This window comes from Cumulibacter soli (genome assembly GCF_004382795.1).
GTDB classification, from domain to species: domain Bacteria; phylum Actinomycetota; class Actinomycetes; order Mycobacteriales; family Antricoccaceae; genus Cumulibacter; species Cumulibacter soli.
The window spans coordinates 1-23,756 of record NZ_SMSG01000005.1; the positions used below are offsets into that span (position 1 = coordinate 1).

The 23,756-nt window shown below is 64.1% G+C and carries 24 protein-coding genes; 15 read left to right on the forward strand and 9 right to left on the reverse strand.

Annotation, left to right across the window (positions count from 1 at the left end):
• Window positions 1–171: 171 nt before the first annotated feature.
• The 4 genes from E1H16_RS11525 to E1H16_RS11540 all read right to left on the reverse strand — a co-directional run bounded on the left by E1H16_RS11525 (window position 172) and on the right by E1H16_RS11540 (window position 2,537).
• The gene (locus tag E1H16_RS11525) at window positions 172–831 is read right to left on the reverse strand and encodes a 3,4-dihydroxy-2-butanone-4-phosphate synthase (RefSeq protein ID WP_134324039.1); all 660 of its coding nucleotides are present in this window, start codon (window positions 829–831) and stop codon (window positions 172–174) included.
• Between the two features lie 2 nt (window positions 832–833).
• On the reverse strand, window positions 834–1,313 hold the full coding sequence (locus E1H16_RS11530) for a flavin reductase family protein (RefSeq protein ID WP_134324040.1): 480 nt from the start codon (window positions 1,311–1,313) through the stop codon (window positions 834–836).
• Window positions 1,314–1,494: 181 nt separating this feature from the next.
• Window positions 1,495–1,800 (reverse strand): AzlD domain-containing protein, encoded by a 306-nt coding sequence (locus E1H16_RS11535; protein WP_134324041.1) that lies wholly within the window; start codon window positions 1,798–1,800, stop codon window positions 1,495–1,497.
• The gene (locus tag E1H16_RS11540) at window positions 1,800–2,537 is read right to left on the reverse strand and encodes an AzlC family ABC transporter permease (protein ID WP_243837831.1); all 738 of its coding nucleotides are present in this window, start codon (window positions 2,535–2,537) and stop codon (window positions 1,800–1,802) included. The genes E1H16_RS11535 and E1H16_RS11540 overlap by 1 nt, the downstream gene beginning before the upstream one ends.
• A 349-nt stretch (window positions 2,538–2,886) precedes the next feature.
• Here E1H16_RS11540 and E1H16_RS11545 point away from each other — a divergent pair, with 349 nt between their 5' ends.
• The 6 genes from E1H16_RS11545 (at window position 2,887) to E1H16_RS11570 (ending at window position 8,948) form a co-directional block, all read left to right on the forward strand.
• A complete protein-coding gene (locus E1H16_RS11545) occupies window positions 2,887–4,416 on the forward strand; it encodes an ABC transporter substrate-binding protein (protein WP_134324042.1) in 1,530 nt (509 codons plus the stop codon).
• Window positions 4,417–4,451: 35 nt separating this feature from the next.
• Complete coding sequence (bluB, locus tag E1H16_RS11550; protein ID WP_134324043.1) at window positions 4,452–5,078, forward strand: 5,6-dimethylbenzimidazole synthase; 627 nt, start codon at window positions 4,452–4,454, stop codon at window positions 5,076–5,078.
• Between the two features lie 10 nt (window positions 5,079–5,088).
• Complete coding sequence (lipB, locus tag E1H16_RS18785) at window positions 5,089–6,009, forward strand: lipoyl(octanoyl) transferase LipB (RefSeq protein WP_243837832.1); 921 nt, start codon at window positions 5,089–5,091, stop codon at window positions 6,007–6,009.
• A 93-nt stretch (window positions 6,010–6,102) separates the two neighbouring features.
• Window positions 6,103–7,035, forward strand: a complete 933-nt coding sequence (gene lipA, locus E1H16_RS11560) for a lipoyl synthase (RefSeq protein WP_134324044.1) — start codon at window positions 6,103–6,105, stop codon at window positions 7,033–7,035.
• A gap of 397 nt (window positions 7,036–7,432) precedes the next feature.
• On the forward strand, window positions 7,433–8,599 hold the full coding sequence (gene bioB / locus E1H16_RS11565) for a biotin synthase BioB (RefSeq protein WP_134324045.1): 1,167 nt from the start codon (window positions 7,433–7,435) through the stop codon (window positions 8,597–8,599).
• Window positions 8,600–8,753: 154 nt separating this feature from the next.
• The gene (locus E1H16_RS11570) at window positions 8,754–8,948 is read left to right on the forward strand and encodes a DUF5302 domain-containing protein (protein ID WP_134324046.1); all 195 of its coding nucleotides are present in this window, start codon (window positions 8,754–8,756) and stop codon (window positions 8,946–8,948) included.
• 312 nt (window positions 8,949–9,260) lie between these two features.
• On the opposite strand, the gene E1H16_RS11575 is transcribed toward E1H16_RS11570, so the two are convergent.
• The 4 genes from E1H16_RS11575 to E1H16_RS11590 are packed head-to-tail and all read right to left on the reverse strand — an operon-like array spanning window position 9,261 to window position 13,497.
• Window positions 9,261–10,418 (reverse strand): ABC transporter ATP-binding protein, encoded by a 1,158-nt coding sequence (locus E1H16_RS11575; RefSeq protein ID WP_134324047.1) that lies wholly within the window; start codon window positions 10,416–10,418, stop codon window positions 9,261–9,263.
• Window positions 10,419–10,424: 6 nt separating this feature from the next.
• Complete coding sequence (locus E1H16_RS11580) at window positions 10,425–11,264, reverse strand: carbohydrate ABC transporter permease (RefSeq protein ID WP_134324048.1); 840 nt, start codon at window positions 11,262–11,264, stop codon at window positions 10,425–10,427.
• A 1-nt stretch (window position 11,265) separates the two neighbouring features.
• Window positions 11,266–12,201, reverse strand: a complete 936-nt coding sequence (locus E1H16_RS11585) for a carbohydrate ABC transporter permease (protein WP_134324049.1) — start codon at window positions 12,199–12,201, stop codon at window positions 11,266–11,268.
• Window positions 12,202–13,497, reverse strand: coding sequence for an extracellular solute-binding protein (locus E1H16_RS11590; protein ID WP_134324050.1), 1,296 nt, complete (start codon window positions 13,495–13,497; stop codon window positions 12,202–12,204).
• A 138-nt stretch (window positions 13,498–13,635) separates the two neighbouring features.
• Here E1H16_RS11590 and E1H16_RS11595 point away from each other — a divergent pair, with 138 nt between their 5' ends.
• From E1H16_RS11595 to E1H16_RS11635, 9 genes are all read left to right on the forward strand, one after another.
• On the forward strand, window positions 13,636–14,850 hold the full coding sequence (locus tag E1H16_RS11595; protein WP_134324051.1) for a DUF4032 domain-containing protein: 1,215 nt from the start codon (window positions 13,636–13,638) through the stop codon (window positions 14,848–14,850).
• A 32-nt stretch (window positions 14,851–14,882) separates the two neighbouring features.
• Window positions 14,883–15,329 (forward strand): type II toxin-antitoxin system Phd/YefM family antitoxin, encoded by a 447-nt coding sequence (locus E1H16_RS11600; RefSeq protein ID WP_134324052.1) that lies wholly within the window; start codon window positions 14,883–14,885, stop codon window positions 15,327–15,329.
• A 128-nt stretch (window positions 15,330–15,457) separates the two neighbouring features.
• A complete protein-coding gene (locus tag E1H16_RS11605; protein WP_134324053.1) occupies window positions 15,458–16,405 on the forward strand; it encodes an ABC transporter permease in 948 nt (315 codons plus the stop codon).
• Window positions 16,402–17,256: an ABC transporter permease gene (locus E1H16_RS11610; RefSeq protein ID WP_134324054.1), complete on the forward strand. Its 855-nt coding sequence runs from the start codon at window positions 16,402–16,404 to the stop codon at window positions 17,254–17,256. Before E1H16_RS11605 ends, E1H16_RS11610 begins: the two co-directional genes overlap by 4 nt.
• Window positions 17,253–18,281 carry an ABC transporter ATP-binding protein gene (locus tag E1H16_RS11615; protein WP_134324055.1) on the forward strand — a complete coding sequence of 343 codons (1,029 nt, stop codon included), beginning with the start codon at window positions 17,253–17,255 and terminating at the stop codon, window positions 18,279–18,281. The genes E1H16_RS11610 and E1H16_RS11615 overlap by 4 nt, the downstream gene beginning before the upstream one ends.
• Window positions 18,278–19,081, forward strand: coding sequence for an ABC transporter ATP-binding protein (locus E1H16_RS11620; protein WP_134324056.1), 804 nt, complete (start codon window positions 18,278–18,280; stop codon window positions 19,079–19,081). The genes E1H16_RS11615 and E1H16_RS11620 overlap by 4 nt, the downstream gene beginning before the upstream one ends.
• A 213-nt stretch (window positions 19,082–19,294) precedes the next feature.
• Complete coding sequence (locus E1H16_RS11625) at window positions 19,295–19,957, forward strand: PepSY domain-containing protein (protein ID WP_166741734.1); 663 nt, start codon at window positions 19,295–19,297, stop codon at window positions 19,955–19,957.
• A gap of 360 nt (window positions 19,958–20,317) precedes the next feature.
• Window positions 20,318–21,751: a hypothetical protein gene (locus tag E1H16_RS11630; protein ID WP_134324058.1), complete on the forward strand. Its 1,434-nt coding sequence runs from the start codon at window positions 20,318–20,320 to the stop codon at window positions 21,749–21,751.
• 115 nt (window positions 21,752–21,866) lie between these two features.
• Window positions 21,867–23,048 carry a winged helix DNA-binding domain-containing protein gene (locus E1H16_RS11635; RefSeq protein WP_134324059.1) on the forward strand — a complete coding sequence of 394 codons (1,182 nt, stop codon included), beginning with the start codon at window positions 21,867–21,869 and terminating at the stop codon, window positions 23,046–23,048.
• Between the two features lie 27 nt (window positions 23,049–23,075).
• On the opposite strand, the gene E1H16_RS11640 is transcribed toward E1H16_RS11635, so the two are convergent.
• Window positions 23,076–23,732: a GntR family transcriptional regulator gene (locus E1H16_RS11640; RefSeq protein ID WP_134324060.1), complete on the reverse strand. Its 657-nt coding sequence runs from the start codon at window positions 23,730–23,732 to the stop codon at window positions 23,076–23,078.
• Window positions 23,733–23,756: the final 24 nt, after the last annotated feature.

Sequence of the window (23,756 nt, forward strand, 5' to 3'; positions counted from 1 at the left end):
CTACAATCACCACAGGCACCACACCGCAATCGGAGCCCCACCAATGAGCAGACTCAACAACCTGCCTGGACATCACACCTAGCCGCTCAGCGATCGTTTTGGGCGGGACCGATCGTCAGGGAGAGCACGCGCACGGGCCTCGCAACCGCTGTGACCTGGATCCGCGTCGATCTACTGGGCGAGCAGGCGGGAGGCGCGGACCACCGGCAGACCGAGTCGGCTCGCGATGATGTTGACCTCGACGCCGTGCGCGAGGTCGAGGCCGTCACCGTCAGCGACAATCTCGGCGTACGCCGCTGCGGGCGCCACACCGGCGCGCCGCGCCAACTGCAGAACTCCGCGGTACGGCGCGAACTCGTTCGACTCCTCATCGCGCACCCGTACCGGCAGAACATGACCGGGTCGGGTGAAATCGGTCGGCACCGAATTCGATGAGGCCAGCAGCCGGATCGTTTGAGCTCGATCGAACGCCGATATTCCGGTACCGCCAAGGTGCGCAGAATCCACAGTCACGGTGAACGGCTCAACGTCGGGATCGGCGCCGTCGGGAACCATCAGCGGCAGTTTCATCCGGATCGCATCCTCGTCGGCGACCGCAACCCGCAAGTATCCCGACGAGTACCGCACCATGAACGCAACCAGTTCGGCATCCGAACGCTCCGCGGCGTGCACCAGGAACCCGTGGCCGTGGCCGACGTCGTCCAGCAGCACGGCGGTCTTCCCCGCACGCAGCGCTTCGACGGCCTGATCGACCTCGTTGGATTGCCCCCGAGGGCCCCACTGCTCGTGGGCGTCGTCGTGAGAAGTCGATCCACGCAATACAGCGGTCATAACTAGTTGACTCCGATCGGATGGATTTTGCGCTGGAAGTAGACAACCGGGTGAGGCTCGTTTACGACAGCGGATTCGACCCGGCCCAGCAAGATCGAGTGGTCACCAGCAGGGGTGAACTCAAAACGCGAGCACTCCATCACCACGCTCGCATCGGACAACGTCGGCAGTCCGCCGGGTCCGTCGGCGAACGCACCGCTACCGAATTTATCTGCCCCGCGGGTAGCGAACAGGTCCACCAAATCAGAATGCTCGCCGTGTACGACGTGAATCATCCACCGCTCGGCAGACTCGAACACCGGATAACACTGCGCGGTCGTGGCCAAACAGACGAGCACCAGCGGCGGATCGGCCGACACCGAACAGAACGAGGTCGCGGCGAAGCCCCACGGCTTGCCGTCGGCGTCGCGGGTCGTCACCAGCGTGATACCGCTGGGAAAGGTAGCCAGTGCGGCACGGAAGTCGGCCGCGTCAGATGCCATCAGTGCAGATCCTTTTCTCCTCGCCGAGATACCCCGTTCGGTATGGCGTAAAGAAACGCTATCCGGGCCCCAGGCGGATCGAATGTCCTAATTTGCGACAGCCGTCACCGACCCATCTTGGGCGTCCGCCCAGGTTGTCGGCGGTACGGCTGTATCGAAGGCGCGCGCGATCAACGCGTGGTCAGGGCATACCGAGTAACCGCGCAACGGCCGCCGACGCGGCGGCGAGCGCCACCACCACGATGAACGGACACTTCAGTCGTATCGCGATGATCGCTACGAGCACGCCGACGATCCGCGCATCGAACATCAGCCGTTCGCCGTCCGCAAGCGTCTGCGCCGCGGCCAGCGCCGCCAGCAAACCGACCGGCAACAGCAGCGACAGTTGCCGCACCGCCGGCGAGTCCAATACCCGCTGCGGCACCGACATTCCGGCGTACTTCAGCGCGTAACAACCCACGCACGCCACGATCACGCCTAGCCACATCACGACGCATCACCCGACCCGGCGCTGTGGTCCGGTCCCGTCGCGCGCCTCGACGTGGCGATCGCCAGCACCGCCACAGCAACGGCTGCCGCGATCACCGGAAGGCCCGAGGGCAATAGCGGCACAAGTGCGAGCGCCACGACGGCACCCACCCCGGCGGTCAACCACGCCGTCCGACTCGTCAGTCGCGGTGCGAATAGAAAGATGAACGCCGCGGGAGCAACGGCATCCAGTCCGAGCGCCTTGGGATCCGGCAGCGCGCCCGCTGCCACCGCACCAATCAAGGTCGCCAAATTCCAGAACGCAAAGATGCTCAATCCCGTCGCCCAGAACGCCACTCTGGCCAGCGGTTTCCGCGTCTCGCCGATGGACATCGCCGTCGATTCGTCGATGACCAGTTGCGCGGCACCTGCCTTACGCCAGCCACGCACCCTCAGCAGGGGCCCGACTGACAGGCCGTACACCGTGTTTCGCGCGCCCAACAACAGTGCTGTCGCTGCTGCGGCCAGCGGCGTACCACCGCCGCCGATGACGCCGACAAACGCGAACTGCGAGCCGCCGGTAAACATCGCCAGCGACAGAATGCAGGTCTGCGCCAGACTCAGGCCCGAGGCGACGCCCAGGGCGCCGAAGGTGAGCCCGTATGCGCCGGTCGCCAGACCCATGGCGAGGGCGTTACGCACGACTCGGCGACGTCCGGCCTCGTCGTCCACGCTGAGTTCAGATGCGGGTGACACCGCACGAGGGTACGTCGATCCATCGCGTGCGAGCGGTCGTGTTGTCAACGCCGCATCGGCCGGGACGGCGGCCACCCGCGGGCGGGATCCCACACTCCAATCACGCCGTCCGGGCTCGACCCACCGGCTTCGGCGAGATGCCGGTGGTCCTACGACAGGCGCCCACGGCCGCAGCGTCCACGCGGCCGCTCCTGGCACTCGGGCCGACCGCCGTAACCAAGACGCAATGTGAAGTTCCTCATCGGCGTATTCACTTGGCACGCGCGGGTCCACCATTGTGTGATCACCACACTGCGGCGTCCCTCGACGAGAGGCGCATCGCGGCCATCAAGCAGGGAGACTCGGTCCGATGAAGTCCACGTTTACCCGGTTGGTCGGCGCGTTGGTCGCGGCCACGCTCGCCCTCACCGGTTGTTCTTCGTCATCCTCGGACGGCGGCAATGACGATTCCGCCGGTGGCACCTTCGAGGGCGACATCGTCGTACTCGGCCTCGTCGCCGAACCGGCCAGCCTCGATTTCACGACGACCGACGGTGCCGCAATTCCGCAGTTGCTGCTGGACAACGTCTACGAGACGCTCGTGACCGTCGGCCCAGACGGCGAGATAGCACCGGGACTGGCAACCGACTGGACCGTCAGTGACGACGGGCTGTCGTACACCTTCACGCTCACCGACAAAGCGGTGTTCTCCGACGGTGCGCCGTTCACCGCCGACGACGCGAAGTTCTCCATCGATCGTGTCAAGACGGACTGGACCATCGACCTCAAGGCCAAAATGGACGTCGTCGAATCGGTCACGGTCAACAGCTCGACCGAGCTCGTCGTTACGCTCAGCAAGCCGTCCAATACCTGGCTGTACAACATGACCACCCGCATCGGCGCCATGTTCTCCAAGGATGGCGTCGCGGACCTCGCGAACACCCCGATCGGCACCGGCCCCTATACCTTCGGCGAATGGCAGCGCGGTGACCGGATCACGCTGAACCGCAACGACTCCTACTGGGGCGAGAAACCGCACTTCAAGACCGTCGAATTCAAGTATTTCGACAACGCCACCTCGATGAACAGCGCGATGCTCGGCGGCGAGATCGACGTCGTGACGACGGTGCAGGCCCCCGAAGCCCTGGACCAGTTCACCGACGGGCCGAAGGCTGACCAGTTCCAGGTGATCGAGGGCACCACGAACGGCGAGGTCGTGCTGTCGTTCAACCAGAGTTCCGGTCCGCTCGCCGACGTGCGCGTGCGTCAAGCGATCCGCTCGGCTATCGACCACAAGACGCTGCTGGAGAACTGCTGGGCAGGCAAGGGTGAACTCATCGGCTCGATGGTCCCGCCAACCGACCCCTGGTACGAGGACCGCACGGTCGATTTCCTCTACGACACGCAGAAGGCCGAATCGCTGCTGAAAGAAGCGGGCGCAGAGGACATCACGTTGCGCTTGCGGCTGCCGTCACTGCCTTACGCGCAGTCGTGCGGACCCGAGGTCCAGTCGCAGCTGTCGAAGGTCGGGATCACCGTCGACATCGATACGTTGGAGTTCCCGGCGGCGTGGATCCAGACGGTAATGACCGACAAGGACTTCGATATGTCGATCGTCTCGCACGTTGAGCCGCGCGATTTGCCCACGCTGTTCGCCGACCCGTCGTACTACACGTCGTACGACAACCCGATGGTGCAGGATCTCGTCGCATCGGCGGACGCCGGCACCCCCGAGGAACAGGTCGAGGACATGAAGCAGGCAGCGACAATCATCTCGCAGGACGCCGCTGCGGACTTCCTGTTCCTGCTGCCGAACCTCATCGTGGCCAAGCCCGGGATCGATGGATTGCCTGAAAACATCATCGGCGAATCATTCCCGGTTGCCGACTTGACCGCATAGCAACGCCGCGACCGCATCTCAGGGAGACTTGAGGTATGGACGTTTACGAAGCGATCGCGCGCCGCCGCGACGTACGGGCAGAGTTCACCGGCAAGGTCATCGACCGGGAGATGCTTCTGCGGATCCTCGCCGCGGCGCACCACGCGCCCAGCGTGGGCCACAGCGCGCCGTGGGACTTCGTCGTGATCCAGGACCCGGCGACCCTGGAGCGGATGGCCGAGCACGTGCGGGTGAAACGACGCGAGTTCGCCGATAGTCTGCCGCCGGACCGTGCCGCTACCTTCGACCCGATCAAGATCGAGGGAATCCGCGAAAGCGGCACCGGCGTGGTGGTCACCTACGACCACTCACGCGGCGGCGAACACGTCCTCGGCCGGCACACCATCGCCGACACCGGCCTCATGTCAGTCGCGCTCGCGATCCAGAACCTGTGGCTAGCCGGGGTCGCCGAAGGCGTCGGCGTCGGCTGGGTGTCCTTCTACGACGAATCAGTGCTCGCCGATATCGCCGGGCTTCCGGACGGCGTACGACCGATCGCGTGGCTGTGCGTTGGCGAAGTGAGCGAGTTTGCCGAGGTGCCTGATCTCGAGCGGTTCGGCTGGCGCGGGCGACGGCCGCTCGAGGATTCGGTGCATTGGGGCACGTATCGCGCAGAGGGTTAGCATCGGTGGAGTGACGACGCTTGAAGCCTCATCGGTAATAGCACCGCTTGAGTTTGAATACCTCGACCTCAGCGAAGGTCGGCTCGTCGAGTACCAATGGGCGTGGGACTACCAACGTGAGATTCATGCCAAGGTTGCCGCCGAAGAAGCTCCCGGGCGCGTCTTGTTGCTCGAACACGCACCCGTCTACACCGCCGGACGACGTACCAAACCTGAGGACATGCCGTTTGACGGCACGCCGGTCATCCAGGTCGACCGCGGCGGCGAAATCACTTGGCACGGTCCGGGGCAACTCGTCGGCTACCCGATCATCAAGCTGCCGGCCCGCATCGGCGTCGTCGATCATGTTCGGCGGATGGAGTCGGCGATCATCGCCGTACTCGCCGAGTACGGGATCGTCGGCGGTCGCGTACAAGCCCGCACCGGGGTCTGGCTGGACGCCTCCGATGCGCGCCCAGTGACGGCCCGCGCCGACTCGCTGTGGGATGCAGACCGTACCCGCCGGCCCGTATCGGGCGACCCCATCGGGGTCATCGGCGATGCCGCGGAGACGTCAGGCAGAGGCTCGACGCGAGCAGACAGCGGCACCTCGGGGACGACGAACGGCGGAGGCTCGAATATCTCGTTCCCGTCCGATCTGGCGAATGTGCTCGCCGTCCCCGCCCGACCCGAACGCAAGATCAGCGCAATTGGGATCCGAGTGTCCAAACGTACGACGATGCACGGGTTCGCGATCAACATCAACGACTCGACGGCGGCGGCGTTCAGCAACATCGTGCCGTGCGGGATCAGCGACGCGGGAGTCACCTCGATGGCCGCTGAGTTGCCGGCAGCGCCGCCCCTGATGGAGGTGGCGCAGCGGATCGAACCGCACCTGCGGCGTTGCCTGGACTACTCGCGTCCCACCGCCGACATCCTGGCCGAGGACTGACGGACCGGTGGGTATGGCTCGCGTCGATGGCCGGTGTGTGGGGCGGGTCGTACCCCACAACCACGGCGAGTAAACCTGAGTAGGCTGGGTCGCGTGACTGTCGCACCGGAAGGCCGTCGACTGCTTCGCGTCGAGGCCAAGAACGCTCAGACCCCCATCGAACGCAAGCCGGCGTGGATCAAGACCCGCGCGAAGATGGGTCCGGAGTATCGAGACATGCAGAGCCTGGTGAAATCCGAAGGCCTGCACACCGTGTGCCAAGAGGCCGGCTGTCCGAACATCTTCGAGTGCTGGGAAGACCGCGAGGCAACGTTCCTGATCGGCGGCGACGCCTGCACTCGTCGCTGCGACTTCTGCCAGATCGAGTCGGCGAAGCCCACGTCGTACGACACGGGTGAACCGCTGCGAGTCGCCGAATCGGTACGCACGATGCAGTTGCGCTACGCCACTGTCACCGGGGTATGCCGCGATGACCTTCCGGACGAGGGCGCCTGGTTGTACGCCGAAACGATCCGCCAGATCCACGCGCTCAACCCGGACACCGGTGTCGAGATGCTTGCCCCCGACTTCTCGGGTAAGCCCGAACTGCTCGGCCAGCTCTTCGATGCGCGCCCCGAAGTGTTCGCGCACAACGTGGAGACCGTGCCCCGGATCTTCAAACGAATCCGCCCTGGTTTCCGTTACGAGCGTTCCCTCGATGTCATCACTCAAGCACGCGCGGCCGGACTCGTCACGAAGTCGAACCTGATCCTCGGCATGGGTGAGACCCGCGAGGAGATCACCGAGGCCTTGCAGCAGTTGCACCACGCCGGCTGCGATCTGGTGACGATCACCCAGTACCTGCGCCCGAACGTCACGCTGCTGCCAGTCGATCGCTGGGTCAAGCCTGAAGAGTTCGTCGAGTTGGCCCAGGAGGCCGAACAGATCGGATTCGTCGGCGTCCTCTCCGGGCCGCTGGTGCGGTCGTCGTACCGCGCCGGTCGGCTCTACAAGCAAGCTATCGAGGCGCGCGCCGCCGTTCGATAACGCGTCCCTCCCGAGCGTGTCCCCGGACGGCCATCACCACTCGGGCCACGGCCGAACGGTCTAGCTGCATATCGAGGTCGACGCAAGCTGCCGCAACCGCAATGGTTGCGTCTTCCCACGTTCCCCGATCCGCGCGCTCCCAGCGTGCGACCGCGTCACAGCACATCCGCAGTCTCTCGCCAGTTCTGCCGGTTCGCGTGCCCGGCGCGCTATCGCGTCGCAGTGCGTCATATGTGCATCTCGCAATCCTTATTTCGCGCTCTCGACGCGTGCTGGAGCGACCGCGGATGCGCTCCCCCGCTGGCTTCGCGGCATCCACCACGCGTTGCTAACCCCGCAGTTCTTGCTAACCTGAACACTGTTCAGGTTAGCAAGCGACTAATTCATCGGGAGTTTCATGAGCACTCAGTTCGACGCACTCGCCACCCGGATTCTCGACGGAGGCGCGGCTACCGAGGAAGATGCGCTATCGGTTCTGCGGGCCTCCGACGCCGACCTCACCGCCGTGGTGGCCGCTGCAGGCAGACTTCGTCGAGAGCACTTCGGTAACACCGTCAAGGTCAACTATCTAGTGAACTTGAAGTCTGGGCTCTGTCCAGAGAACTGCAACTACTGTTCACAGGCCGTTGGCTCAACGGCGCCGATTCTCAAGTATTCCTGGCTTTCCAAGGAACAGACGCTTCACCAGGCCGGAGTCGGACTCAGTGGCGGCGCGACGCGCGTCTGCATGGTTGCCTCCGGGCGCGGGCCGTCCGACCGTGACATCGACAAAGTGGTCGATATGACCACGGCGCTGAAGGCCGAACACAACGACGTGGAGGTCTGCGCGTGCCTCGGTCTACTTCGGGACGGGCAAGCGGAGCGGCTCAAAGCCGCTGGGGTCGACGCATACAACCACAACATCAACACCGCCGAATCCAATCACGACAACATCGTGCAGACGCATACGTATGAGGACCGCACCGACACCATCGGCAAGGCAAAGACCGCGGGTCTGTCACCATGCTCCGGGCTCATCGCGGGACTTGGCGAAACGGACGAACAACTCGTCGAAGCGCTCTTCGCACTTCGGGCGCTGGACGCCGACTCGATCCCGGTGAACTTCCTGATCCCCTTCGATGGCACCCCGCTCGCCGATACCTGGACGCTCACCCCAATTCGATGCGTCAAGATTCTGGCCATGGCGCGCTTCGTGTGTCCGGACAAAGAAGTCCGAATCGCGGGCGGTCGGGAGTTACACCTGCGTACCTCGCAGGCGTTGGCCCTGCAGGTGGCCAACTCCATCTTCCTCGGCGACTATCTGACCTCTGAGGGCCAAGCCGCCAAGGCCGACTTGGAGATGTTGCGCGACAACGGTTTCACGATCTTGGGCCTGGATGACAACGCGCTCGATCGCCTCATCGCCCAGCACGAGGGGCATACCGCCGTGCCCGCGCACAGCCCATGTGGCGCCGCCAGCACAGCGGGCGCTGCCGATTGCGGTGGCGGATGCGGCGGCTGCGGAGGCGCCGCACCTGCTATCCGCAGGCATGGTGCAGGTACGCAAGCACCCGCGAACGCATGATGGACTCGGCATCGATGGCCGGGGCCCCGTCCTCGAGTTCGACCGGGCTCGCCCGTGGCACCCGCAACTCCGCAGCCACGTGAGCGCGTGTTCCGCTCCCGAGTGCCGACGATAATCGATTGCAGATCCGCATCCGGGCTGTAATGGTAATTGCATGAGTACCGAGCAGCAGTCATCCGACGAAGAGCACGGCGCCGAGCAGAACATCAAGGACAAGTTCCGTGATGCGTTAGAGAAGAAGGCCCAACATGAGCACCCGCACATGAACGCCGGCCCCGGCAAGTCGAAGGCGCACGGCGCCCACGGCCGGGCCGGGCATGACAAGACCTTCCGCCGCAAATCCGGCTGAACCAACGCGACATAGTGCCGGGATCCCAACGGGATCCCGGCACTATTTTGTTTCTCGGTCGTACCCCGCAGCGGTCACTGGCTCACCGACGTCGCGACTTGGTCGCTGGCCAGCGACTCTTGCGACGTCTCTTTCCACTCGATCCCCCCGTCGTCGTACTGAAAACGCAGTCGGAGAGGGGGCTTGTCCACGTATGGCAGATGAGTGGCTGCTCGGGCTGCGTGTTCAGCAGCAGGGCGTCGATCGGTCGGCTGGCTTGATCGACCGCCGCGTGGGGAACGCGGCCGGAACCAGAGTCGGTGACCGGAGGACTCAGCCAAGCGTGAGGTTCTCACCCGACGCAGGGTCGAACAGGTGCAGTTTCGTCGCATCGACGTGCAACTCGGCAGTCTCCCCCGCCGAGACTCGGCTTTGCGAATTCAACGACACCACCATCTGCGTGCGCATCGAGTCACCGTCGAGCTCCCGCTCCAATTCGTTCAGCTGCGACTGCACCTCCGGCGGCGCCTCAAACGGGATGTACGCATACTGCTCATTGCCGAGCCACTCCACAAAATCAATCGTGGCAGTGAATGTCGAGCCCTCGGACTTGTTGTCGACCAGCGCCGCGTCCTCGAAATAGGGCGGACGGATACCGGCGATGAGCAGGCCACGCCCCTCGGCCTTCGACGCTTTCTCCGGCGGGATCTGCACGGAGCCAAAGGGCAGCTGCACCGACGTGCCCTCCAGGGTCGCGGGCAAGAAGTTCATCGGCGGTGAGCCGATGAACCCCGCCACGAACAGGTTCACCGGGTTTTCGTACAGTTCGCGCGGACTCGCTAACTGCTGCAGAATTCCCCGCTTGAGTACGGCGACCCGGGTGCCGAGCGTCATCGCCTCGGTTTGGTCATGCGTCACGTACACCGTCGTGATGCCGAGCTTCTTCTGCAACCGCGCAATCTCCGTGCGCATCTGACCGCGCAGTTTCGCGTCGAGGTTGGACAACGGCTCATCGAACAGGAACGCATCGGCGTCCCGCACGATTGCCCGACCCATCGCCACGCGCTGTCGCTGGCCACCAGAGAGGTTGCCCGGTTTACGTTCGAGGTGCTCGTCCAATTCGAGCGTCGCACTGGCCTGACGGACCTTCTGATCGATCTCCTGCTCACTGAACTTCTTCGCCAGCCTCAGCGGGAACGCGATGTTCTCGTACACGGTCAGGTGGGGATACAACGCGTAGTTCTGGAACACCATTGCCAAGTTGCGGTCACGCGGCGCTAAGTCGTTGACCCGCCGCCCGCCGATCAGCAGGTCGCCGGAGGTGATGTCCTCCAGCCCGACGATCATCCGCAATAGCGTCGACTTACCGCAGCCCGACGGCCCGACGAGGATCAGGAACTCGCCGTCGGTGACGTCGATGGACACGTCGTTGACCGCGGGAAACCCGTCGCCGTACTTCTTGACGATGTTGCGCATCTCGATGCCTGCCATCTGACGTCAACCCTTCACTGCGCCGGAGGTCAGTCCGGCCACGATCTTGCGCTGGAACAACAGGACAATGATGATGATCGGCACGGTACCGATCACCGCGGCCGCCGCCAGCAACGAGGATGGCGGGTTGAACGGGTCAGACCCGACGAGGAACGACAGCGCTGCGGGGATCGGTCGGGCACTGCTGCTGGATGTCAGCGATATCCCGAAGACGAAGTCGTTCCACGCGAAGAAGAAGGTCAGAATCGCCGCGGTGAACACGCCCGGTGCGGCCAACGGAACGATAACCTTGCGAAATGCTTGCCACGAGGTTGCGCCGTCGACCTGCGCCGCCTGTTCCATCTCCCACGGAATCTCCCGGAAGAACGCCGACAACGTCCAAATCGCCAGCGGGAGGGTGAAGGACATGTACGGAATGATCAGCCCGAGCCACGTATCGAACAGCCCGATCGAGCTCCACAGGTCGAACAGCGGGCTGACCAGCGACACGACCGGAAACATCGCAATCGCGAGCGCCACCCACAACACGAACTTCTTGCCCTTGAACTCCAGCCGCGCCACGGCGTATGCCGCCAGCGTCGCGACGATCACCGACAGCACCGTCGAGATCAGCGAGATGCCGATCGAGTTGATGATCGCCTGCACGAAGTCGCTGTGCTCACCGGTCAGCAGCGCCTCATAGTTAGCCCACCCGGCGAATCCATCAGAAGTCGGGAAGAAGCCAGGACTGCCGCTGGTGATCGCCTCCTGGGATTTGAATGACAACGAGATGATCCAGGCGACGGGTAGCAGGCACCAAATGAGGATGAGCGCGATGCCGAGCGTCATTCCGATCTTGCGTTTCATCTCAGCGCTCCCCTCGTGCCTGGGCCAGGTCCACCCGGAACACCTTCACCAGCAATGCCGCGATCAGCAGCACGCTCAAGAAGAGCACCACTGAAAGCGCTGAGCCCATGCCGAGATTCAGCAGTTCAATCGATTGTCGGTAGGTCAGGAACGAGACCGACTCGGTGTTATTCGCCCCTCGCGTCATCACGAAGATGTTGTCGAAGATGCGGTACGCATCCAACGCGCGGAAGAGGACGGCGACCATGATCGCCGAGCGCATGTTCGGCAGGATCACTTTGTAGAGCCGCTGCCACCACGTCGCGCCATCCACCTTCGCGGCCTCGAGGGTGTCTTCGGAGACTTGTGCGAGCCCAGCGAGCAGCAGCAACGACATGAACGGAGTCGTCTTCCAGATCTCCGAGATCATGATCGCGACCATCGAAGATCCGTAGCTGCCGAACCAGTCAAAGTTGTCTTCGACGAATGGCAGCCAGTAGTTCACGAACCCGTTGTTGGCGCTGAATGCGAACTGCCACGCGAACGCCGACACGACGGTGATCACGCCGTACGGGATCAGGATCGAGGTCCGTATCAGCCCGCGCGCAAAGATCACCCGGTGCATGATCAGCGCGAATGCCATACCGATGACGAATTCGATCGAGACCGTGACGACCATGATCATCACGGTGTTGCCGGTGTCGCGCCAGAAGATCGGGTCGGTGAAGATCGTGACGTAGTTGTTGAGCCCGACCATCTCGCGGTCGTCAGGTGAGGTCAGGCGGTACTGAAACAGCGACAACCAGAGAGCCTGAATCATCGGCCACGCGGTCACCAGCAACATCAGGATGACCGCCGGCAAGACCAACTTCTGGCCGAGCCGGTTCTCGGCTCGGGACTTGTCCGACTCGCGCTGTTTTTCCGGCGAGTCCCCGCTCTTGACCGTTGACGTGCTCATCTACACCAACGCCTCTCCACCAAGAACGTCCTCGATGAATTGCTTAGACGACGACGGCGTACTGCTGCTCACGCTCGAGGGCGGATGCCAGGACGTCTGGATCGCCAGCGACATGTCGTTGTACACCGCAGAGACCGGGCGCGCTCCGCCCTGCTCAAGCGACTCGCGGAACAAGGCCAGCAGGTCGGCGGGGTATGCATCGGTCAGCTCGGGTGACTCGTACAGCGACGACTTCGCCGGCATCAATCCATCGTTGGCGGCCAGGTCAATCTGTGATTGCTCATCGGTGATGCAGGCCGCGGCCGCGAGCGCCGCGTCGAGGTCGTCGGAGGCCGCGTTGACGCCGATGTCGATACCGCCGACCGGTGGGCGTGCCTGCTCCCCGGCGACGGTCGCCGGGTACATGGCCCATCCGAGGTCCTTCAGTTGTTCCTCGGTGTAGCCGGCGCCCTTGTAGACGAACGTCCAGTTCATCATGAATCCGCCGCCATCCATGAGGTATGGCAACACGGTGCCCTCATTAGAGTTCGGCAGATCCGGCTGGCCTGCCGGTGAGTTCGACAACTTCTCCAGAACGGCGGCCGCGGCGTCGCCAGCCTCCGAGTCGATGGTGATGTCCGCGTCCACCCCGGCCTCGAGGTTCGTCGCGATCTCGCCTCCGGCACCCATCACGAGCGCGTTGATCAGCGCGGCGTAGCCCTCGTATTTCTTGCCCTGGACGCCGACCGTGCCGCCGTTGTCGGCCGCGGCATCGATGATTTGGTCCCAGGTGACCGGCTCGCTCATGTCCAGACCAGCGGCATCGGCCAGCGATTTCGAGTACCACATGATCTGGGTATTGGCCCACTGCGGGATCGCGTAGACCTTGTCGTTCCATTGCACGGTGTCCGCGATGCCTCCGACGACGTCCGGGCCGGTGGCTTGTTCGGTGTACTCCGGCGGGATCTCGGCGAGGAACCCGGCGTTGGCGAACTCCGGAACGAAAACGACGTCCAAGCTGATCAAGTCGATACCGGTGTCTTCGGCGGCGAGCCGGCGGGCTGCCTGCACTCGTTGCTGCGAGGCGTCGGTAGGTAGTAGTTGTACGTCGATGTCATAACCGTCCGTACTGCAACGCTCCGCGGTTGCGCGGTTCGTTGCCTCGCCGTCCGGATTGACGTACCAGGTGAGCGTCTGCGCCCCCGAGTCCGAGCCGCACGCGGTCAGCGTCGTGAGGGCAACGCCCGCGGCGAGGACGGCGGCCGCGCAGCGGCGCGCGGCCGGAGCACCGGCGAATCTTCGAACTGATCTGATCATCAGCCTCAGCCTTTCGCTAAGTCGGCACCCCTGAGCATTCACGCCGAACCGCGGCGGCAACAGTGCGGATACTGCGCGTCGATCCGACGTTACAGGATTGTGATATCAGTCATACCTCGGTCGGGTCAAGATCGAGGGATGGCGCTGCACATCACTGCGAGCACGTCGCCTCCCGGGCTATTAGAGCTTCCCTGGCATCTGCCACTAGCAGCGTGGGACGGCGATTTCATGGCCGGACTGCCGCGCGGTATCTCCCGCCACGTGGTGCGTTTTGTGCGACCCGCACCGCACGGCGACGTGTATGCGGTGAAGGAAACGCGGCCGCGTTATGCCGAGCGCGAGTACCGGCTGCTGCGCGATCTGCGACGGCTCGCCGAACCCGTGGTCGAACCGGTGGCGATCGTCTCGGGTCGCGTGAGCGGCGACGGCCAGGAGATCGAGCCTGCCCTGGTAACTCGGCGACTGCCCTATTCGCAGCCCTACCGCGAGATCTTCGCCCGCGGCGTCGAGCCCTCCGTCGTGCCGCGTCTCATTGACGGTCTCGTCGTCCTACTCACCCGACTGCACCTGGCCGGATTCGCGTGGGGCGACTGCTCGCTATCGAACACGCTTTTTCGTCCGGCCGCCGGGGAGTACGTCGCGTATCTGGTGGATGCCGAGACCGGCGAACTGCATGACTCACTGTCGTCGGGGCAGCGCGCGTACGACCTCGATACTGCCGTGGGCAACGTCTTCGCCGAGTTGCTCGACCTCCAAGCCGCGGGCAGCCTCAGCACCGACCTCGATGCGCACGACGTGGTCGACAGGTTGAGCACGCGGTACGACGAACTGTGGCGGGATCTCACCGCTGAGGAAGACTTTTCCACCGACGACATGTGGCGCATCGAGCAGCGCATCGAACGGCTCAACACTCTTGGCTTTAACGTCGACGAGATCGAGATCGTCACCGACTGGGAAGGCTCAACAGTGCATCTACGCCCGAAGGCCGTCGAGCCTGGCTTCCATTGTCGACGGCTGCGCCAGCTCACCGGCATGAGTGTCGAGGACAACCAGGCCCGCAGGCTACTGAACGATCTGGAGGCGTACACCGCGCATCACGACTTGCAAGCCGAAAACCCGGAACTGGTCGCGCACAGATGGTTGACCCAGATCTACGAGCCACTGGTGCGCATGGTCCCGGCTGCCATCCGCGGTGAATTGTCCGACCCGGAGATCTTTCACGAGGTCCTCGAACACCGCTGGCTATTGTCCGAACGCGCCGGGCATGAGGTCGACATCTTCGACTCGGCACGCGCGTACGTCCGCGACCATCTGCGCACCGAGCCACTCGAGGGCGACCAACTCGACACCTAGACTTCCGAATACATTCGGAACAGTCTTGGGAGATGGCCATTGCAGCAGAATTCCCCATGGCGACCCGGCGCTCCTCGGACCTGAGTAAGCACTCAGCCGAAGTCTTCGCCGAGGCCGAAGAGCACCCTGTGCGCGTGACTCGCCGCGACGGCGAATCGCTGGTGCTCATGTCGCAGCGCGAGGCCGAAAGACGTACCCGATTGTTGAGTTTCGCTTCGCAGCTCATTACGGTCGCCCTCGATGACGGCGGCTCGCTCGCCGAACGCATGAGCAAGGCATTTCCCTGGATGCTCGCCCTATCTCCCGCGGATCGACGGTCCTGCACACAGGACCTCATCGACGCCGCGCGCGCGTCGTTCTCCACCGACCAGCCGCATCTGGCACTCGCCGAGCTCACATCGTGGAAAGAGACCGCTACGGCAATAGCCGCTGGGCTCGGCAACGCCGATATCCAATGGCTCGACGAGAACGAGACGTAATAGCTGGCCTGCGGAAAGCGCGGTGCTCCCACCGTCCCGGCGCGGCGGGAGACCGCCGGTCTGTGGCCCGTGGATGACGTGCGTTGCAGTAGGGTTTACGCCAGTCTCAGACCCTGAGGAGTACGGCGATGGCGGTCAAGATCCTCACCAGAGTGGGTATCTTCGCCGTCACCCTACTGGTCGCTTCCCTGGTCATCTTCGGGGTCATGAACATCCTGCCCGGCGACCCGGCTCGTACCGCACTTGGACTGAACGCGAACGAGGAATCCGTCGCACAACTACGCGAGGAGTTCGGGCTCAACCGACCGTGGCCCGAGCGGTACCTCGAGTGGCTGACCGGAATGCTGCACGGCGACTTCGGTCGCTCCTGGATCGGCGGATTCGACCTCGGCCCGGAGATCTCCGAGAAACTCAGCCGAACCATCGTTCTCGTGCTGTGCGGCATGGTCATCGCGCTCGTTATCGCTTTACCGCTCGGCACGCTGATGGCGCTGCGGCACGGTAAGCCCACCGGGCTGATCGTGTCGATACTTTCCCAGATCGGTATCGCCATTCCGGCGTTCGCGCTCGGCTTGATCCTGATCAACTCGCTGGCGATCAATCGCGACTGGTTCATCGTCGGCGGATACACCGCGCCCCAGGAAGACTTCGTCAGATTCCTGCGGCAGATAACCCTTCCGGCGGTGTCCCTCGGGCTCGTGCAAGGCGCGGTGCTCAGTCGGTACGTGCGCTCGGCCATGTTGGACGTGCTGCGTACCGATTACATGCGTACCGCCCGCGCCAAGGGCCTCACACCCGGTCGCGCCATCGTGCTGCACGGCCTACGCAACGCGTCGATTCCCGTCGTCACCGTTCTCGGGCTGCAGTTGTCAACTCTGCTGGTCGGAGCTGTCGTCGTGGAGCAGGTCTTCGATATCCCGGGAATCGGCAGGATGCTGCTGTCCGAAGTCGCCGACCGTGACCTGATCGGCGTCCAATCGATCGTGATGGTGCTGGTCGCGCTGACGTTGTTCATCACACTGCTCGTCGAGGTGTTGTACGTCGTCCTCGACCCACGATTGAGGAGCAGGCGATGAGCGTCGCAGCGTTCACGCCATCGCGCACCCGGGGGCGCCGTAACCTGAATCTCTGGGTCGGCGGCGTACTCGTCACGATGGTCGTACTGCTCGGGGTGATCTCGGTGTTCTGGACGCCGTACCCGCCGAATCTCAACGGGGTGGCACCGAAGTACGCACCATTTTCGGGTGAGCACCTGCTCGGCGGCGATATCTATGGTCGCGACGTGCTCAGCAGGTTGATGGTGGGCGCGCGCACCACGCTTCTGGTGGGCGTCGTCGCCGTCGGAATCGCGGCCGTCGTGGGCGTACCGCTCGGCATCTGGGCGGCGATGTCCCGTCGGCGCTTCGTCAGCGAGCTAGTGCTGCGGACGAATGACCTATTGCTGGCATTCCCGGCCTTGCTGCTGGCGATCATGCTGACCACCATCTATGGCGGTAGCACGCTGACCGCGATGGTCGCGATCGGAATCGCGTCCATCCCATCGTTCGCGCGGATCGCCCGCGCGGGCACGATGCAAGTGATGGCCACCGACTACGTACTCGCTGCGCGCGCAGCGGGACACCGCTCATGGGCAATCGCGCGGCGGCACGTACTACGTAACATCGCCAGCCTGATCATCGTGCAGGCCAGCGTGGCGTTCGCGATCGCCGTACTCGCCGAAGCCGGCCTGTCGTACCTCGGTCTGGGCACTCCCACGCCAAACGCGACCTGGGGCACGATGCTGTTCGACTCGCAGCCTGTGCTGTACAAAGCGCTGCAACTCGGGTTGGTGCCGGGGGTGGCGATCGCGGCCGCCGTGGTCGGATTCAATCTGCTCGGCGACGGACTGCGCGACCGGCTCGACGTAACCCTGTCGGAGGCGCGATGAACTCGGTGCTGCAGGTGGCTCACCTGTGCGTGGACGCCGCCAACTTCCGACTGCTGGATGACGTGTCATTCACTATCGGCGCCGGCGAACGCGTCGGATTGATCGGTGAATCCGGCTCCGGTAAGTCATTGACCGCGATGTCGGTGATCGGTCTGCTCGACGGTGCGCTGCGGACTTCGGGGACGATCACTCTGGACGGCCACGAGTTACTCGGCGCCAACGAACGCACCTTGGCGCAACGCCGCGGCAAGGACGTCGCGATGGTGTTCCAGGAACCGATGACCGCGCTGAATCCGACAATGCGCATCGGTAATCAGATCGCCGAAACCATGCTGCTGCACGGTACGGCGCCCTCGAAGAGGGCGGCGCAGACCGAGGCGCGCAGCTTGCTCGAGCAAGTCGGACTGCCGGCTGAATCCTGGCGCAAGTATCCGCACCAACTCTCCGGCGGGCAGCGCCAGCGGGTCGTGGTCGCGATCGCGCTGGCCAACGATCCCATGTTGCTGATCTGCGATGAGCCAACGACGGCGCTGGACGTCACGGTGCAGGAGCAGGTGTTGCGACTGATTCGCGCTGAAGTCGCCGCGCACCAGGCCGCTTTGCTGTTCATCACGCATGATCTGGCGGTGCTGGCGTCGATGTGCCAGCGGGTGCTGGTGATGTACGGCGGGCGGGTCGTCGAAGCCGGCACCGTCCACGATGTGTTCACCAGCCCGCAGCACCCTTACACCGCGGGACTCCTGGCGTCCTCTGACCTGACGCAGGTTGACCAGAACGGCGACCTGCTCACGATCGCCGGGTCGGTCCCGGCCGCTGGCCGCTTCCCCTCCGGATGCGTGTTTCGGAATCGATGCGGCCGAGCCACCGATGCGTGCACCGAGGTGCCGGCGTGGTCGCGCAGACGGTCGGACCGGCCTGATCCCGCCGATCCGGATCGTCCGTCTGATCCGGCTAGTTCGGGTGGTCCGTCTGCGGCGGGCGTCGCGTGCTTCCATCCGCTGAACGCCGAGGAGGTGGAGCGTTGAGCGACTCGATCATCAGCGTCCGTGACCTCACTCGCACCTACCCACTGCCGCGCGAGCGACTGCTCGGCGGACGCCGCTCCTTCACCGCCCTTAATTCGGTATCTTTCGATGTTTCTGCCGGTGATAGGTTCGCGATCGTCGGCGAGTCCGGTTCGGGGAAATCCACTCTGCTTCGCATCATCGCCGGTCTGGACGATGCGACGTCGGGTTCGGTACATATCGATGGCGTCGAAGTCTCGCGTAACAAGGACCTACGACGTACCACCCAGATGGTGTTTCAAGACCCGATGAGTTCGCTCGATCCGCGGATGCGGGTGCGCGATATCGTCGCCGAGCCGCTCATTGCTCAGCGCATCGCGCACACCAGAGATGACATCGACGCACTGCTTAGGGACGTCGGGCTTACGGCCGACTCCGCCGATCGCTACCCACACCAGTTCTCTGGGGGACAGCGACAGCGGATATCGATCGCTCGCGCACTCGCACCAAACCCGCGGATCCTGCTGGCGGACGAACCCGTCTCCGCGTTGGACGTCTCGGTGCGCGCTCAGGTACTCAACGTGATCAGCCGGCTCGTCCGCGAGCGCGCCCTGACCCTGGTGTTCGTCTCGCACGACCTGTCGGTGGTCCAGCACCTGTGCGAGCACGTCGCCGTACTCAAAGATGGTGCAATCGTCGAACTCGGCACGACCCAGCAGGTGTACCAGCACCCGCGAACCGATTACGCGCGCACCTTGGTCGCCGCAGTTCCGACGCTGCAGAAAGCCCTCACCCGCACCCCTGCAGAATCCGAAGGCTGAACGACGACGCTGGATGGACGGCGAGATGGCTGCTGACAACGCAGTCCCACCGGTGAGATAGCCGCGATACAGCGATAACACCGCTCCTGGACTGCGTCTTTCGCGACACATTTCGCGGTCCGAACCACACGTGCACGTGCGTCGACGAATCCAGATGAAAACGCATTCATCCAGATGAGAACCTCATCATTCGGGGCTGTCACAGTGGTTCTCATGACTACTTCACGCAGCGCCATCGTCGTCCCCATCGCCGCCTCGTTGCTGATCGCAATGTCAGCGTGCTCCTCCGAGGTTGACCCTTCCGACGACGGGTCCACCGGCAGTCAGCAGAACTCCGAGGCCACGACTGATGACCAGCAGAGCGCCGGCGACAACGCATCCGCGGGCGATGCCTCCGGCAGCGCGAGCTCGACCGCTGCGGATCAAGGGGCGTCCTCGGATTCCGGCACTCCTGCACCCGCAAGCGGCACGACGAAGGCGGCCCTCACCGCGATCGATAAGGCCGAGGCCGACACCGGCGGCACGGCATTCGAGATCGACGACCAGGACGACGACGGGACCTGGGAGGTTTCCGTACGAACGGGAGACACCGCTGTCGAGGTGAACCTCAGCCCAGACGGAACGCAGGTGCTCAACACCGAGAACGACGATCTGGACGCCGACGACAAGGCCGCACTCGACGCAGCATCCATCACGCTCAGCGACGCGATCGAGCTGGCAATCGAGCACGTCGGTGGCGATCTCGACGACGCCGAGCTCGACAGCGGCGATGATGGCGAAGGGCCGCACTGGGAGGTCAGCGTCGACGCTACCGATCAGGGCGATGTCGAGGTGAAAGTCTCCATCGACGGCGAAATCCTCAAGGTCGACGACTGACGGGCCGCACCACGCGGCCTGGGGATAAGTCGCGATCATCGCTCGTCGCGGTACCGTCGCGGTCGCCGGTGCGGGTCACCGCGTACGACGACCGGGGTGCCCCGCAGATCGCGCGAGGGCCCTGGCATTTCCCGCAGCCATTGGGAAAACCGGGCATTCGATACACAACCGCTCGTAAGCGCGTCGGCGCACCCGCGCCGACGCGCTTCCTGTTTGCACCGATATCGGTCGATGCGCGCCCTGTGGATATCGATGTGGATATATGTAGCGAGGTAACCGCACAGATAGGGTGAGCCGTATTCGGCCCGATCCGGCTAGTTTTCGAAGAAGGCCACCTCGCTAGCAGGATCGGAAGCGCTGATGAATACCGAGGATCACGAATCGCTGCGCGCTCGCGTCGCGGAACTCGAGGATCAGAACGCACAACTGCGCGAATCCGCACTGCGCGACGATCAGCCCGGCCGATCGCGTGGACGGAGCATCATCTCCGCGATCCTGTTGACGTTGAGCGTCATCCTCGTCCCGGTCGCAGTCCTCGGCACTTGGGCCCGCGTGCAACTCGTGGACACCGATCGGTTTGTGTCGACCTTCGGTCCACTGATCGACGAGCCCGAAGTTCAAGACCTCATCACTGAGCAGGTCACCACAGCGATCGAAGGCAATCTTGAGATCGACGAGATGGTGACCTCGGTGGTCGACGCCATCAATGAACTCGGGCTTCCCCCTGCCGCGCAGACAGCATTGGAGACACTCGAAGGCCCGGCGGCACAGGGCATTCGCTCGCTGATCGACACGGCCGTCGAACGTGTCGTTACCTCGGAGGCCTTCGCGAGCGTCTGGAACACAGCGCTACGCGAATCACACTCCCGCGCCATCGCGATCATCCAGGACCAGCCTGGAACCGCAGTCAGTTTGTCCGATGACGGCGCGCTGGCTATCGAGCTCGATGTTGTTATCAGTCAGGTCCGCCAGGAACTCATCGACCGAGGGTTCGGATTCGCCTCCGCAATTCCCCAGGTCCATCGCACCATTCCCCTGGCCCAAGCAGATTCGCTCACCACGGTTCGAGTGGCATACCAGGCAGCAGATTCGGTCGGCTACTGGTTGCCGTGGATCGTGCTCGGACTCGCCGCGGCCGGTATCGCGATCGCGCGGCGGCACATGGCGGCGCTGCTGCGCACCGCGTGCGGTTACCTCATCGCGTTACTTGTGCTGGCTGCAGCGCTCGCCATCGGCAGACAAATCTTCCTCGGTTCCGTAGCGCCGTCCATCATGCCGAGGTCCACCGCCGACGTCGCTTTCAGCCAGGTCACCACGGACCTATATTCGGTGACCGCGGCGCTGATTGTGCTGGCGATTTGTCTCGTGGTCGGAGCCTGGCTCGCCGGCGGATCCAGCAGCGCGCGTACGGCCCGCCGCACCGGCAATCGAGTGTTCGGCGCGGTACGCGCTGCTTCCGAACAGCACGGGCTAAGCACCAAGGGGTTCGGGCGGATTCTGGACTCGTGGCACAACACCATCCTCATCGCCACCGTCGCTATCGCAGTGTTCGTGGTGTTCGTCAACCGACCGGTGTCCACCGGTTCGGTGATCACGGCGCTGATCGTGGTGGCCGTGGTGGCGGTCTTACTTGAGTCACTCCGTCGGCCGCCGAACGAGAATCATCCTCCGAGTGCATCAGCAGTCGATGACGACAAGGTCGGCGCTGAGGCTCAGTCGGTCGGTGTGCCAGCGCCTAGAGCCGTGACCGAGCCGCTGGACTTAGCTAGCGAGACTGAGCCGCCGGCTCGATAGGTGGCCTCGGGTTCAGCGCTCTCGTTCCGCGCTCTCGTTCCGCGCCGAATGTTCAGCGTGTCTGCGTGATTCGATCTCATTCACGGTTGTCGCTCGCGTACGGCAGGATCGGCTCATGAGATTCAGCGATGACGCACGCCGCGCCCGTCTTGCCGTACGCCACGCGGTTCACCCCGAACATCGCCTCGCTGACCCGCTCGCCGTGAACGACGCGCTCGTCGCGTTGCATGCGACCGAACCCGCAACCGTCCACCTCGCCCTAGCCGCCAGGATGCACGAACCTACGGTGAGCGCGGTCGAGGCCGCGCTGTACGACGAGCGCAGCATCATCAAACAACTCGCGATGCGTCGTACGTTGTTCGGCTTCACCCGTGACTTGCTGCCCGCGGTGCTCGGCAGCGCGTCCGCCCGAGTCGCCACACAACAGCATTCGACGCTCGCGAAGGACTTAGAACGTCACGACGTCACGACCGACGGCGCGGCGTGGATCGCGCGGGCCAGCGCGGCAGTCCGCGAACGGCTGGCGCACGGAGACGCGCTGAGCGCGGCGCAGTTACGTACGGAACTGCCCGAACTCCACGGTCGCAGCAAGGTCGGACCTGACGCCAGGAAGTGGGATAAATCGACGCCGTTCGCCCCGCGTCTGCTCACCCTGTTGGGCGCCGAGGGACACATCATGCGTGCGGCGAACACCGGGCATTGGCGCACCTCGCGCACCACGTGGATTGCTACCGAGCACTGGCTCGGCGAGCGACCTGTCCCGCTCGCGGCATCCGACGGCTACGCAGTCCTCGTCGCGCGGTGGCTGGCGACGTTCGGTCCGGGCACCGAGGCCGACATCGTGTGGTGGTTGGGCGCGACGAAAGCCGCCGTGCGCCGAGCACTAGCCGATATCAACGCCGTCGAGGTCTCACTCGATTCAGGGTCTGTCGGCTATGTCCTACCGGACGACGAACCCGGCGAGCCGGTCGGCGAATGGGCGGCGCTGTTGCCCACGCTCGATCCCACCGTGATGGGCTGGAAGGAGCGCGACTTCTACCTCGATTCCGCCTTGGTGCCCTACCTCTTCGATAGCAATGGCAACGGTGGGACGACGGCCTGGCTGGATGGACGGATCGTCGGCTGTTGGGTGCAGGACGACGCGTCGCGGGTGCAGGTTATCCCCGCGCGGGCACTGAGCAAACGGGACGCTGATCGGTTGCAGGTAGAGGCCGACCGGCTCACTGAGTTCCTGGACGGCGTGACGATCGCGAACGTGTACAAGTCGCGGCTGATGAAAGGCGAGCGGCTGCCGTAGGCCGCGCACGCTGTCCGAGCGAGCCGATCATCGACCGACGACGTCGCCGAATCCGTCGACATCGGTCGCGCTGGTTTCGGCAATGTGATTACGCAGGGCCTTCGCGAACCCGGGACCGTCACCGTGGCGCACCTCATCAAGCAGCAGATGATGCTCATCAATGATGTCCGCGCAGCGCGACAACAGTCGCTCCCCGGATCCGAACAGCAAGAATCGATGGCGGTCGACGAGCCTGTCATAGAGCTCCAGCAGTACCCGGTTCTCGCCAACTTCGACAAAACTGCGGTGGAAGGACAGCGTCAGGTCGATGAACTGGGCGACGTCGCCGTCGGCGAAGGCGACGCGTTGCGCCTCGATCGATTCCTCGAGACGGTCCGCCAACTCTGCCCGTCGCGGCGAACTCGCTCGATCGACTGAGGTCGATTCCAGCACGATCCGGGCGTCGGCCAATTCGGCGGCTGCACGCTGCGAGACCCCGCGCACCTGTGCACCGCGCTTGGGATAGACGGCGATCCAGCCTTCGTCTTGCAGTCTGGCCAGCGCCGTACGCACCGGCGTACGACTCATACCGATTTCGCCCGCGAGAGTCGATTCGCCGAGCATGGTTCCCGGCTCGTAGGCGTGCTCGATAATCCGATTGCGGATCACGCGATACGCGCGATCCGACGCGCTCGCATCTGCCATTCACATCCGCCCTCACGTTTAATC